This is a genomic window from Rhizobium rosettiformans W3 (assembly GCF_004912135.1).
Classification (GTDB): Bacteria; Pseudomonadota; Alphaproteobacteria; order Rhizobiales; family Rhizobiaceae; genus Allorhizobium; species Allorhizobium rosettiformans.
This window is the reverse complement of sequence record NZ_STGU01000013.1, coordinates 44,500-58,946: the sequence shown is the minus strand read 5'-3', so window position 1 is coordinate 58,946 and position 14,447 is coordinate 44,500. Positions and strand designations below refer to the sequence as shown.

Below are 14,447 nucleotides of genomic sequence, written 5' to 3'. Positions count from 1 at the left end.
GGTGCCGATGTCGACCCTTGATGACAAGATCAATGAGCATTTTGCCGGTTTCGTGGTCCGTAAGGACCTGGTGAAGGCCGTGAAAGGGAACGCCATTGTCCCCACTTATGTGCTCGAATACCTTCTCGGCCAGTATTGCGCGACCGATGACGAAGCCTCGATTGCGACAGGCATTGAAACGGTCAAGGACATTCTGCGCAAGCACTACGTCCATCGTTCCGAAGCTGGGTTGGTACAATCAACGATCAAGGAGCGTGGCCGCTACAAGGTCATCGATCAGGTTAGCGTGGCGCTGAATGAAAAGACCGATGCCTATGAGGCGGTCTTTGAAAACCTCGGTATCAAGCGGGTTGCCATCGACAGCGCCACGGTAAAGGCGCACCCGAAACTGCTGGTTACGGGTATTTGGTGCATCGCCGATGTGCAGTACGAATTCTCGGAAGACAGCCGGATCTCTCCTTGGATCATCGACACGCTGAAGCCGATCCAGATCGCCCGTGTCGACTATGATGGTTATCGCGAGACGCGGGACAAGTTCACCACCGAGGAATGGATCGATCTCCTGATGCAGAGCATCGGCTTTGACCCGTCACTGTTCGGGCGCCGGTCAAAACTTCTGCAACTGTTGCGCTTGGTCCCATTTGTTGAGCGCAACTACAACCTCATCGAGCTTGGTCCCAAGGGGACGGGAAAATCTCATATCTATTCCGAGTTTTCGCCACATGGTCAGCTGATCTCGGGCGGTGAAATCACGGTTCCCAAGCTTTTCGTGAACAATTCCAATGGCCGGATCGGATTGGTCGGGTTTTGGGATGTCGTGGCCTTTGACGAATTTGCCGGCCGCGAGAAGACGGCCAACAAGGCGCTTGTCGATATCATGAAGAACTACATGGCGAACAAGCAGTTCTCTCGTGGTGTAAATCCGATGGGCGCTGAGGCCAGCTTCGCCTTTGTCGGCAACACGGACCATAACGTGCCTTGGATGCTGAAGAATACGGACCTGTTCGAGGCTCTGCCGCCGCAGTTTCACGACAGCGCCTTTATTGATCGATTGCATGCCTATCTGCCCGGATGGGAGGTCGACATCATCCGGGGTGAGATGTTCACATCTGGCTATGGGTTCATTGTCGACTATCTCGCCGAAATCCTGCGCCATCTGCGTGCGGAGGACTTCTCGCACCGGCCAGATCGCTATTTCACCATTCCGGTTCAGACCCATATCCGGGACCGCGCCGCGATCAACAAGACCATGTCAGGCCTGCTGAAGCTGATCTTCCCGAATGGAGGCGAGACAGAAGCCGAAGTTGAAGAGCTGCTGCGGTTTGCGATTGAATGCCGCAAGCGGGTGAAGGACCAGCTCCTGCGGATCGACAGCACCTTTGAGGCAGCAGATTTCCATTACATCGCCTCTGATGGCGCAAAGCGCGCCGTAACCACGCTCGAGGAAGAGGAGTTCCCCCAGTTCTACCACCGTCGATCAACCGACGATGGAAGTGACGGTGTGAATCAACAAGAGATTGGGTCGGTACCGGCAGAGCCGGTCTCAACGGCGGCTGCTTCCGCAGCGCCTACCGTTACCGCTGCCCCGCACTTCCCCCCAACTCCCGGACATGTCGTTTTCACAGAAAACCGCAAGGGCATCAGTTTCGACAAGATCTTTGGTCCTTGGACGGATGGCGCGACGCGGATCATCATCACAGACCCCTATATCCGGAAGTTCCATCAGGCGCGCAACGTGATGGAACTGATCGAGATGCTGATCAGGCGCAAACAGCCTGAAGATCAGATCGCTGTGCATCTTGTCACGGCTCCGGACGATGGGAACATTCAGGAGCAGCGAGAGTGCCTGGACGGGATTGCTGAAGCCTGCACAGGCACGGGCGTCGATTTCACATGGGCCTTCGATGGGAGCGGCACTCTCCATGCACGCGACATCACGACGGATACTGGCTGGAAGATGGTTCTGGATCGCGGATTGGATATTTTCCAGCCAACGCCTCGCAAGATGAACGGTTTCTCGCTGGGAGAACGGATGCAGGAGCACCGGATGGTCCGTGGTTTCTACGTGACTTATGTCGAGAACCTTTAGCTTCGTCGACCGTGTTGGCGGTGCAGGTTCGGCTACGCGCTCGGCCGGAAGCAAGAAGTAGACCTCGATGCCCAAGCCCTCATCCTCGTTACAGTTTTCCTGATCCGCAGATTGCAGGCCATTCATGCACTACCCGTTCCTCGTCACTGATCCGCGCTCCGGCCTGCAATACCGCCTGACCGATACCGGTCTTGCCGAATTGTCCCTTGCCCCCATTTCTGCCGAATGGGCGCCGGGGCGTGCCATTGCCGAGGCGCCTGACCCGGTCTGGGCCGAAAGTCTTGCCAATGCGCCTGTCGAGACGATCTCGGCGGTGACCGCCGCGCTGACGGATCTTGTGCTGGCCACGCCGGATCTGAAGGTGCCGAACGTCGATCACCTGCCAGACAGCCGCGCCAAGCGGCATCTCTTGGCGCTGGTCGCGCTGTGGCAAAGGTTGGGGGATGCGCTGCCAGAGGGGCTGGCACCGATTTCCCATGTGCTGGCCCTGCCGCATGGGTCGTTCCTGGGCTCGTTGCCGGTGGTTGAAGGTTCGCTGGATCCTCTAGCTCCTGCGGCGCTGCAGGCGCTTTTTGCCCGGTTGCGGGACGAGTTCGGCACTGTTCCCGCAAGCGCCTATACGCCCCGGGCCGCAATCGGCAGCCGCCTGCACGCGCTGCAGGGCGGTGTTTCAGCGCAGGATATCGAGGCCGGGGTTCTGGATGACAGCCTCGCGTTCTATGGTCTGCGCGATCCCGCCGCCTGCGCCGATTTCGCCGCCGCCCAAGCCCGGGCGCTGATTGAGTCCGGCGTTTCGGCCTGTGAAATTGCCGTGCTGTCGGGCGATGATCTGCGCCAGATCGCGCGCGCTTTCTCAGCCCAGGGAGTGCCGCTCTCGGGCCTTCCGGGCCAATTACCCGAGCGAGATGTCATTGGCGAGACCGCGCTACATCTGGCGCTGGCCAAGCGACCGCCAACTCCGGCCATGGTCTTGGCGAGCCTCGCGCTTTCTCCCTTGATGCCCTGGGCGGCACAGACCGGGCGCGATCTTGCCGAAAGCCTCATGGGTGGCGATTTCCGAGGCGCCATCCTCACGGGCACGCCCGCACATAAGGAACTGTGGGACGATATCCGCGCCTCGGCCAGCAGCTTGCCGCAGCTGCGATTCCTGCTGGACCGGATCTGCGAGCGGATCGGAAAAGGCGATCAGGTCCGCGCGCGGCTGACTGTCCCCCCCGGCGAAGGCACGCCGGATTGGGAGATAATCCTGCGTGGCATTCAGATCGCGCCGCCCATGGTTGCGGACCCCGACCGCAATCTTGAAGGCGTCAGCCTCTGGTCCGCGCATGAAAGCCCGTGGCGCCCATGCCGCCATCTGATCGTCAGCGATTTCACCGACGGGCTTTACCCGACTCGCCCGCGTGCCAATCCGCTGTTTCTTGACAGCGAGATCGCTGCGATACACGCGGGAACCGGCGTTCACCTTCGCGGTCGGGCCGATGGGCTGGCGCAAAGCCTCGCGTTACTTGATCAACAGCTTCAGGCGGTTTCCGGCAGCGTCACCTTCCTCATCCCATGGCGCGATCTGGCGGGCGGGCGCTTGCAACCGTCGGCCGGGTTGTCGCTGGTGGCGCGGGCGGTGGCGGGCGTTGAGGATGCCAGCGATCTGATCACCGATCTGTCGCGTCAGAGCCCTGCGGAATGGCCGATTGCGTATCACCATCTGATGCCGGTGCCGGAACCCGCGGAATTGCCTGAGGAGCTTGCTTTCCCGGGGCATGACCTTCTGTCCCTTCGTCGGCGCGATGACGGCACCGCCAAACCGCAATCGCCCTCACGGCTCGAGACGCTGCTTGTCAGCCCGCTCGCTTGGCTTCTGGCGGAGGTTGGGGCCGAGGATATGTCTTGGGCGACCGAAGAACTCGACGTGATGGCAAGGGGCAATATCGCCCATGATGTCTTTGAGCATGTCTTCCTGAAGGATCAGCCGTTCCCGGAAACCGAGGCGCTGGCAGAACTGATCCCCGAGGCCTATGACCGCGCGCTCACCCGTCACGCGGGCTATCTGCGCAGCCCGTCATGGGAGATGGAGCGCCGCGGTTTGGAGCGTGAGATCATGGCGGCGGCCCAGCGCTGGCGCGACCACTTGCTGGCGCTCAATGCCAAGATCATCGGCAATGAAATCTGGCTGGCCGGTGAGGCGCATGGCATCAATCTGCATGGCAAGGCCGACGCGATCCTTGAACTGCCTGATGGTGCGCTCTTGATCATCGATCACAAGAAAAGCGGCACCAAGGGCCGACGGCAGCGGATGGAGGCGGGCTGGGATCTGCAGGCAGGGCTTTACGCCGATATGATAGCGCGGCCCATGCGGCGGGAGGGTGACGGCATGGACCCGCTGATCGGCCGCAAGGTGGCGGTCGCCTATCACCTGATGAATGATGGCGGGTTGCTGACTTCGGGTCTGGTCTTGCCCGAGGGCTCGCCCGCCCGCGACATGGGCGATGCGGTGAATGCCGGGGCGGTAGCCAAGCTGGCGGAACGCTTGGCCGAACTTGGTGCAGGCCGGGTCGTGCTGAACACCTCTGAGGATGCGGCCTTCTTCAAGAAAGAAGCCGGCTTCACCCCCTATGCGCTGACCGATGGCTCGGCCCTGGTCACCGCCTTCATCCGCACGCTCGAGGAGGAATGACCATGGCCCCCGTCAATGCAGATCAAGGTCTGGTCATCGTTCCCGCGGGTGCCGGCGCGGGCAAGACCCACCGTATCAAGACCCAGCTGTCCGATTGGGTGAAACGCGGCATTGTCCGGCCCGAACGTATCCTTGCCGTCACCTTTACCGAGGCCGCGGCTGGCGAGTTGCGCGAAAGGATCCGTGCCGGCCTTCTGGCCGATGGACTGGTCGCCGAGGCGATGGCGGTCGAGCGCGCCTATGTCTCGACCATACATGGACTGGGCCTGCGGCTTTTGACCGAACATGCTCTGGCGGCTGGCGCCTCGCCGCAGCCGCGCCATCTGGGCGATGCCGAGCGGGATCTGCTGATCCGTCAGGCACTGGCACATGCCAAGGCGCTGGACCCGATCAAGGCCGCGCCCGAGCGGTTCGGTTACGCCCCGAACTTCGTGAAGGGCGAGACGGTCGAAGACAGTTTGCGCGCCCGGGTGCTATCGATGATCGACCTCTTGCGCGGCCTTGGGGACAAGGGGCGTGACGCTGGCCTGATCGCTCCGGCACTGACGCGGCTGGATGCGGTTTACGGGCCGGTTCTGGATGACCCTATCGCCGCGACCACCGCGTTGCAGACGGCCGTGCAGGTCATGATCGCAGCCTTTCCCGAGGGAGGCATGGCCGGGATCACCGCCAAAACCAATGTCGAGAAGCTGGAGAAAAACCTCGCGCTTTTCAAACGTGTTGATCGCGCGCCCGATCTTCTGGATCGGGATTGGCAGGTCTGGAACGATCTGCGCAGCCTGTTCATCTCTAACCGCTCCAGCAAGACGCCTGCGGGATATGACGACCTTGCCACGGCGATCATGGCGGCGGCGGATGTGCTGCCCTGCCATCCCGGCCCGCTGGCCGATGCTAAGCTGCACCTGTCCTGCCTAATCGCCTGCGCGCAAGAGGTGATGGCGGCCTATGAGACCCGCAAGAAGGCGCTCGGCCTGATCGACTTTGCTGACATGATCACCGGGGCTGAGCACCTGCTCCGCACCGACCTCGCCGTGCGGCAAGCGGTGCTGGACGAGATCGACTGCGTCATTATCGACGAATTCCAGGACACCAACCCCGTGCAATTCGCGCTTTTGTGGCAGTTGGGCCAACACGCGCCGCGCACACTGCTGGTGGGCGATGTCAAACAGTCGATCATGGGGTTTCAGGGCGCCGATCCGCGCCTATCGACAGCGCTGGCGGCGGCAAATCCCGATGCGACCCAGCCTTTGGACCGCAACTGGCGCTCGACCCCAGCCATCATGCAATTCGTCAATGCGATGGGGGCTGGCCTCTTTGGGCAGGCCTATAACCCGCTGGTGCCGACCCGCGATGCGGTCGCAGGTCCCGCGATCGAGGTGCTGAACGCTACGCAGGGACGGCGCTCACAAAAGTATTCGCAGCCCCCAGAACACATCGCCGAGCGCATCGCCCGTATCCTGACTGATACTGAGACTATCACCGACCGCCACACGAAGGCCGCCCGACCGGCTCGGCCCTCGGATATCGCGCTGTTGGTCTGTCGCCACACCACCGCCGCCCGCTATGCCGAGGAACTGCGCGCGCGCGGCGTTCCGGTGCGGATCGCCGAGGATGGCTGGGCGAAAAGTCCGGTGATTGTTGCCGCCCGCGCCGCGCTGGCCTTTGCCGCCAATCCGGCGGATATCCATGCCGGGCTGCTCTTGCGCACCCTTGGCCCGGACCCGCTGCCCTTGCAGGAGGCGCTATCCGCCCAAATGGAAGGGCGGTTGGTGGATGACCCGGTGCTGATGCGGCTCGCCGCTCTGTCGAACCTTTTGGCCCGCCTGCCGGCGGGTGCGGCCCTTGATCTGGTGTTGGATGCCGCCGGCCTGCGCCTCTGGGCCGAACGTCAGCCTGACGCCGCCCAATCCCGCGCCGATCTTTTGCGGCTAGAGGCTGAGGCGGGTGAGTTCGAAGCCGCGCATCGCGATCTCAAATCCGCCTCGGGGTTCCACGGCGAGACTGCCAAGGTCTTTCTCGGCTGGCTCGACGCCCGTGGAGGCGAGCGCGATTTCGACCGTCATCCCGATCCTTCCGCCAACAGCGCCGAGGCCGTGGAGATCGTCACCTGGCATGCCTCCAAAGGGCGGGAATGGCCGATCACTGTCGTCGCAGAGTTCGACTATGGTATCGAGGAACGTGCGGGGGCCACTGCGACCCGTTTCGATGCCTTGGACCGCATCGACGATATGGCGGTGGTGCTGGGGTCCGCAAGCCTGATCCACACGCCCGGCTTTGCCGCGCCCGAGGCGACCCGCCGTTTCATCGAAGACCGTCGCGCCGATTTTGAAGCCAATGCGAAAAACCTTCTCTATGTCGCCCTGACCCGTGCCCGTGACCGGCTGGTGCTGGAATGGCCGGGTTTTCTGAAGGACCGCGAAGAAGACGCGCCCGAGGCTACGAACCTGTTTCATATCCTGTCCGATACTTGCGCGCCGCAGATCGGGGCGGGCAGCCTGCGTATCAATGGCGTGGATTGCCCGGCGCTGATCACGCAACTGCCTGAAGAGGCGGGATTTACCGAGTACGCAGGCGGTGCGGCAGCCTCAGCGCTGCGATTCGGTGCCGCTGCGCCGTTGCCCGTGACACCGCTGACGCCCTGGCGGCTGCAGCCCTCGCAAACCCGTAGTGCGGGGGTGCCGCCCGTGTCCCGCCGTATCAACATCGGAGCACCCTGGCCAAAGGCACTGAACGATGCCTACCGCGGCACAGCACTGCATCTGGCGCTGCGCACATACCTGACCCGGCCCGATCTGGCCCCGGCTTTGGCTCTCGCGACCGGGCTTGACGACGCCACTCTTGCGCTAGTGGCCGAGCGCGCCACGGCGCTGAAAGCCTGGCTTGCCGATCAGGGCTATACGGACCTGCGCGCCGAGATTCCGGTGCTTGGCCACACGCCCGAGGGTGCAGAGATCCCCGGTGCCCTCGACCTTCTCGCCATCGGCCCGGCAGGCGCGATGCTGATCGACCATAAATCCGGCGGCGGCGGTGACGGGTTTGGCCCCTATTGGCCACAGCTTTCCAGCTATGCCGGACTGTTGGCCGGACTATACCCGCAGCATCCGCTGCAGGGCGTGGCGGTGTTCTGGGTCGATCACGGTTGGCTGGAACTGGCAGATGAGGGCGCGTCAGCGGGAGCTTTCGCACAGGCCAGAGTTAACTGATGCCCTGGGGAATACTTGCGCCCGATACCGTGGTTTCGCAACGGCGCCAGCAGAACCTCGGGCTTGCGGCGGCGGTTCGTCATTTCAATGATCGGGCGGTCCCCGGAATCGGCGGCATGTGGTTTCCCATGCCCATCCTTTGGTCGGTTCTGGCGATCTCTATCGCCGAGGAACTTGGTGTGCCGGCACTGCCTGTCGGCAACGCGGTCGAAGCGCGCGTCATGCTTGAAGTCATCGCGGGTCCGCAGGATCGCCGCGTGCGAGGGGCGCGGAAGATGCAGGGCTTGAAGGATAGCAGTTTCCACAATCTCAGGCGTCGCGGAACTTATGTGGTTCAGCCGATCCGCATGGCGATGGTGCAGCCTCTGGTCGCACTCGGGTTCGTGCAGGGCAGCCGCTACGGCGCGTTTCGCATACATAGCGCTGGCAGAGAGCTGTTGGAGCTGAATGCGATGAAAGAACCGCGCCGTTTGCTTGGTGCCTGGGCGCATGGCAGGCAGCCACATGGCCTGAAGGAGGCCCTGACAGTGCTTTCCCCGGTTGGGGCTGTCCCGGAAGCGGTGCGTAAACTGATCCTTGCCCGATTGCTCGACGGAAATGATCCCGGCTCGACCCGGCGCCGGGCCCTGGCGCGCCTCGGCACTGGCCCCAGCTCCGCGCATTTGGACCAGGAAACCGCATTGGCGGGGCTGGCGCCGGATCATTGGTCGGATTTGCGCGCAGGAGCGGCTTTTATGGATATTCGCGATGCTGCGTTGTCGGTGTTGGACCAGTTGGAACAGCACTTGCTGAAGCTTCGCGACGATAATCAGCCTGTGCGCCTGTCAGAAGCGGACGCAGCTGAAGTCGCCGCCGAGCCACTGAAACAATTGCGCGATCTGGCCTCGGCAAAAGGCGCGCTTGTCGATCAGGGCAATGTGGAGACTAGCCGCAGATTTATCGCGGAAATCCGAAATCTGTCCGATCAGCAGCTGATCCAGAGGCTGGCCGAGCGCGATTCTACCGTGATTTGTCAGCGCGAAGGCCACATTTTTCTCGGGCCGGCCGCGAGCGAGTTGCGGGGCAGCTCGGAGACCCAGGACGAGAACCGGCCCCCTCAGGACGAGGCCTTCGCGCCGCAGCTTTTCCGGCTGCACAATCTTCATTGTCTGGTGACGGAGCTGTCCGGAAAGGTGAACCCGGGCAGCCGTGACGCGGGATCGGAGGCCGTCTGATGCAGAACACGACGCTCTACTCCCTCTTCATGCCGCCCGAAGATTGTTATGGCGACTTTGGCCTTATGTGCGGCTTCACCGCGACGCGGCAGGTCCTGGGGCAGATCCGCCGAACATTCACAGGCGAGATGGCGCGCCCGGTGCTGGCCGCCTTCATCCATCCAACCGTGAATGCGATCTCGGACGTTCCGGGACTTGCCTGGATGTGGATGCGCCTCGTGGGACGCGGCTACAACCTTCTCCATGCCAAGGTGGCGCTTCTGGGTTTTCGCAAGCGCGGCGGAGATGGCTATGTCATTCGCCTCGCTGTCAGCACGGGGAACTGGACACAGGATCCGCTTACTCGCAGCATCGACCTGTTCTGGTCGATCGATCTGGACTCTGCTGTGCCTGACGCACAGGACATTGCCGATATCCGCGCTGCGCATGAGATGTTTGGATGGCTGCGCGAGCGGGCAGATTGCGCCCTGATCGAACGCAGTTTTGACGGGCACCGGCCAGACGCCCTGCTGGAGGCCGCGATCACAGCCTTGCCCACGTCATCCGCGCGTCCCCGCTTCATCGACAGCCGCAATCAGGCGCTGTTTCCTCAGGTGGTCGAGCGCCTGGGTACCAAAAAGAAGGCCGACCGTCTCATCCTCGGGTCTGGCTATTTCGAGAGCGACGGCGATGGTGCTGCTGGCCTGCCGGAGCGGCTGCGCCGCGCATTGGTGCAGGAGAAATCCCTGACGAAAACAGCGGCTCTCGACCTGTTTCTTAACCCGTCCTCCTGTCAGGGGCTTGCTGCCCGGGCCGGTGTCTTGATTGACGCAGGCTGGAACTTGCGCCCTCCGCGCTCTGTCTTGCATGGAACTGATGGGTGCCTGCATGCAAAATTTGTGGTGCTGGCGTCGGGCGAGACCGAGGCCTCGGGACGGGCTTATCTTGGATCCGGCAATCTGAGCATGAACGGGTTTGAGCGTGCCGCAAGCGTCGGGGGAAACCTTGAGGCAGGTGTGATCGTCGATCTGCCGGGAGGACTGAAATGGCCGCGACGCAGAGACACGCGGAACGGTATCGCCGCTGTTTTGCCGATCCAGTTCACTGATGTGGTGACGCCCGAGGCCCTGCAGCAAGGAGAAGGCTTTGTGCGCCCCGATGAGCCAGAAACCCAGCCGCCAGTTGCGTGGCTTATATGGCAAGACGGGGTGCTCTCGGCCCCCGAAGACAAATCGGTGATGGTGATTGGTGTCGATGCGGCTCAGGCCCAGACACCTTGTCCATGGCCTGCACCGGCTCCAGCGATTGTGACACTCGCGGAGGGCGGCTGGCGGCTGCCTGTCATTTCTTCCGAAGCACTTGTTGTCGCTCGCCCCTCCGATATGTCGGTCGAAGATATCCTTGCCAGCCTTGGCTCATTTCCCGAGCCAGGTGATGCTGACAGCGAAGATGAGGGTGAGGAAGGCGAAGAGCCGCTCACCGACGCCTCAGATACCACCGAAGCTCCGCCAGCTGCCTATCCCATTCGCAGGATGATGGAACTTCTGGTGCGTCTTTGTGAGACACAGGCAAGGTTGGACCCGCGGGACTGGCAAAGGTGGTGTCGGGAGTTGCAACAGAACCTTTGCGCTATCGCGTCTCGCGAAAAAACGATGCTCGAGTTCTTCCGGAACGCCAGGGCAAATCCTCTGCCTGCTCTGGCAGATCCGCGTATGCGCCCGGAAGGGGTTTCGCCAGACCTATTGAGAGATGCGCTTTTGGCGGTGTCCGTCGCGTGGGAGCTCAGCGCTTACCCATCGCTCTGGGAACGGGAGGCCGCGTGATGGTGGACTGGAACGAGGTCGCGAGCATTCTGGATCGTATCGCAGGGACGTCTGATGATACCCTGCTAGATCATGGCCAGAAGGCGAGCGTCACAGAACTAGCGTGCCGTATCCGGGCGGGCCAACGCTCGGCCCTGCTGGCTGATGAGGTGGGTATGGGCAAGACCCGCATTGCGGCGGCGCTGATCGCAGCGGTGCGGGAGGCGGGCGGACGCAGCGCCATTGTTCTGCCCGCGGGCCTTGGGGCACAATGGCAACAGGAACTGAAACGGTTCAACGCCGACGACAAGACATTGCTGCCGCTGCGCAGCTATGATGGTTTCATCTCCGGTTTCTTGCACGATACCGATGCGGAGGGGAGCGCAAGACGGATACACAGCCATAAGGAGTGGCTTTCGGATCGCCGCAAGCAGCGTGAGTTGCCGGAGAACGGCTGGGCCGCCGAAGAGATCATAATGATCTCTCATTCCTTCGCGAACATGCAGTTTCCCAATCGTGGAGAAGGCCCCGCTGGAGGCTGGCGCCGGGAACTCTTACCCAACGTCGCCCGCCTGATTGACGGCCGACGGCGCAACTTCATGCGCGAAAATTTCCATTCGGGTGAGGTGGGCTATGTATATGCCAGTCGCCGTGCGGCGCGGCACATTGCCCAAACGATTCTGGACCACGAACTGCCGCGCGATGCCATTAACGGCGATCAGAAATGGCTTTCGGCGGACGATTACAAGAACAGGATCCTGCCGCTGATCGGCTATGGCCTGGGTCAGTTTGATCTCATAGTCGTTGACGAAGCCCACAAGGCGCGCGGCGCAGATTCAAGCCTTTCGCGCATTCTCGGCCCGGTAAGCTGGGAAGCGGATGATCCTTTTCGTCTGGGCATGACCGCAACCCCGGTCGAGCTGGACTCCAGCCAGTGGATCGACACGCTGGAGCGGCTCAATGGTCGCGATGGCAATCAGGATATGACTGCGCTCGCAGCGCTGACGGAATGGATCACCGGCTATGTGGATGTTGTTCGTCGGATTCAAACCGAAGAACTGGACGAGACGCTGACCGGGGAATTCGAGACCTCCGCCCGGCAGTTCTGCGCAGCATTGCGACCATACGTCCTGCGCCGGGACAAACGCAGTGACCCCGAATTCTGCGTCTTCAAAGACAGTCATGGTGATTATCGTGAGGTCACCGATATCCCGGTTTCACCGGAGGCAGAGGGTTTTACCCGTGACTGGTTGCGCCGCTTTTGTGCGGCTGAGGCGCTGTCGTTACTCCCTCAGGATGATCCGCGTGTGAAACGGGTCAGGCTCGCCGTTGCCCAGGGGTATGGGTTCGGCTTTGGAGAGGATGAGGAAGACAGCCCTTCTGGCATGACAGATGCAAAACTCGTTGGTCCGGCGGGGTTTTGGACGGAAGCTTTCACCGCTGAGAGCAACGACATCTATAGCCACCCTGCGATCCTGGCGGCTGTGAGACAAATCGAGGCCTATACACGGGCCGGCGAGAAAGTGCTCGTCTTCGGCAGGTTCCTGACGCCGATGAATGTGCTGACCAGACTGCTGGACGCGCGTGAGATGCTGCGTCGTTTGCGAGACGGACAGCACTGGCCTGCCAGTGGGATCGGGGAAAGCAATATAGCAGCCGTCATTGCGGCGATGAGGGATCCTGATCTTGCGGTGGCGGGTGGGGTCGACGAAATCGATGTGATGTTGAAAACCCGCTATCAGGAGTGGGCGAGCGAGCGCCGGGCTGAACTCGCACGGCTTCATCGGGAGTTGGAAGACCTTGCGCTGGAGGGAGGAGCTGCTGCATTTCTGTCAGAGATTCTGCGCCATGAGGACGGCAAACAAGACCTTCAATTCGGGGCATTGCTCGAGGCACTTGGTGGCAGGCGGGAAGTTGCGGGCGCTTCCTGGACGGGGCGGGAAATGCTCGGGCTGTTCGAAAAACTGCTCATGGAGCTTGCCGGGGATGATGAAGCAGAGAACAACGATACGCAGAAAGCCAGGCTGGATGCCTGGCTGAACGATTATTCCGGGCGCGAGGGCAACTTCGCCAGGATGATGTCAGGCGCAACCGCACCGCAAACGCGGCGTATGCTGCAATCTGCATTCAACCGGTCGTCCAGTTGGCCGATGGTGCTACTCGCGCAATCCCGCGTCGGGCGTGAGGGCCTGAATCTGCATGAGGCCTGTCGCACAGTGATTCTACTGCACGCGGAGTGGAATCCCGGCATTGTCGAGCAGCAGATTGGGCGTGTGGATCGCAAGAACAGTCTTTGGCTTCGCGAATGGCGGAAATGGAGGGATCATGGTGATGGTCTCCCGCCCCGCATTCGGGTTCACCCTGTTGTCGTTAGTGGCACATACGACGATCACAACTGGCAGGTTCTCAAGGCGCGTTGGCTGGAACTGAGGGCGCAGTTGCATGGCGATGTCCTGCGTCCCGTTCCAGGTCGGTCAGAGGTGATAGATGACAAACGAACCTGCGCTGACCGCGTTCGGCGCGCAGTGCCGGATTTTTCGCCGCCGCTCTCAGCTTGCGATATCAGCTCGCTGGATTGATCGCCTGAAGCGTCACCAACGTGCCTTGCCGCCCTTCTAGAATCCCGCGCGCATCTTCAAGCCGGCCTATTCCAGCAATCCCGCCCGCGTTCGCAAAATCGCACGCCGCTTCGACTTTCGGTCGCATGGACCCGGCCGCGAACATATCGCTGGTCAATTCGGCAGGCGTTACTTTGCGGATCGGCCGCCTATCCACCGTTCCCCACCCCTCATAAACGGCGTCCACGTCGGTCAGCATCAGGAAAGCGTCGGCCCCGAGCGCCCTGGCGAGAAGCCCGGCTGCTTTGTCCTTGTCGATCACCGCTTCCAGTCCCCGAAGCGTCCCATCGGCTTCGCGCATGACCGGGATACCTCCACCGCCGGCGCAGATGACAGTGACGCCAGCCTCCACAAGGAGCCTGATCGTCTCGATCTGGGTAATATGCTGAGGTAGTGGTGACGGGACGACCCGGCGCCAGCGGCCCTGCGCTTCTTCTACCATCGGCCAGCCATATGCCTCTTTCGCCTTTAGCGCCTCGTTCTGCGTGTAGACCGGACCTATCGGCTTTTCCGCGCGAGCGAAGGCGGGATCGTCCCGGTCCACCTCGATCTGGGTCAGCAGTGTCGCGATCCTTGAACCCGCAGGCATCGCATTGGTCAGCTCCTGCTCGACCAGATAGCCGATCATGCCGACGCTCTCTGCACCCAGGACATCGAGCGGATAGGGGTCGACGTCTTTGTAGGCCGCCGCCTGCAAGGCGAGGAGACCGACCTGTGGTCCGTTTCCATGGGCGACCACGATGTCATGGTCGCGCGCCAGATCGGCCATCGCTGCGGCCGCCTTGCGAACGTTGGTGCGTTGCGCATCGGCCGTCATTGGCTCGCCGCGCTTGAGGAGCGCATTACCGCCCAGTGCTATCACGACCCTCAT

Annotated in this window: 7 protein-coding genes; 6 read left to right on the top strand and 1 reads right to left on the bottom strand. The window is 62.0% G+C overall.

The window, feature by feature from the left end:
* Positions 1-7: 7 nt before the first annotated feature.
* The 6 genes from brxL (at position 8) to FAA86_RS19515 (ending at position 13,537) form a co-directional block, all read left to right on the top strand.
* Positions 8-2,089, top strand: coding sequence for a BREX system Lon protease-like protein BrxL (gene brxL, locus FAA86_RS19540; RefSeq protein WP_010336179.1), 2,082 nt, complete (start codon positions 8-10; stop codon positions 2,087-2,089).
* 313 nt (positions 2,090-2,402) lie between these two features.
* A complete protein-coding gene (locus FAA86_RS19535; protein WP_246035131.1) occupies positions 2,403-4,760 on the top strand; it encodes a PD-(D/E)XK nuclease family protein in 2,358 nt (785 codons plus the stop codon).
* A 2-nt stretch (positions 4,761-4,762) separates the two neighbouring features.
* A complete protein-coding gene (locus tag FAA86_RS19530; RefSeq protein WP_205910046.1) occupies positions 4,763-7,963 on the top strand; it encodes a UvrD-helicase domain-containing protein in 3,201 nt (1,066 codons plus the stop codon).
* The gene (locus FAA86_RS19525; protein WP_136542761.1) at positions 7,963-9,177 is read left to right on the top strand and encodes a hypothetical protein; all 1,215 of its coding nucleotides are present in this window, start codon (positions 7,963-7,965) and stop codon (positions 9,175-9,177) included. The genes FAA86_RS19530 and FAA86_RS19525 overlap by 1 nt, the downstream gene beginning before the upstream one ends.
* On the top strand, positions 9,177-10,979 hold the full coding sequence (locus FAA86_RS19520) for a phospholipase D-like domain-containing protein (RefSeq protein ID WP_136542760.1): 1,803 nt from the start codon (positions 9,177-9,179) through the stop codon (positions 10,977-10,979). Before FAA86_RS19525 ends, FAA86_RS19520 begins: the two co-directional genes overlap by 1 nt.
* A complete protein-coding gene (locus FAA86_RS19515; protein WP_009450515.1) occupies positions 10,979-13,537 on the top strand; it encodes a DEAD/DEAH box helicase family protein in 2,559 nt (852 codons plus the stop codon). Before FAA86_RS19520 ends, FAA86_RS19515 begins: the two co-directional genes overlap by 1 nt.
* Here the strand turns inward: FAA86_RS19515 and arcC are convergent.
* Complete coding sequence (gene arcC / locus FAA86_RS19510; protein WP_040672458.1) at positions 13,521-14,447, bottom strand: carbamate kinase; 927 nt, start codon at positions 14,445-14,447, stop codon at positions 13,521-13,523. The two genes, FAA86_RS19515 and arcC, sit on opposite strands and share 17 nt — an antisense overlap.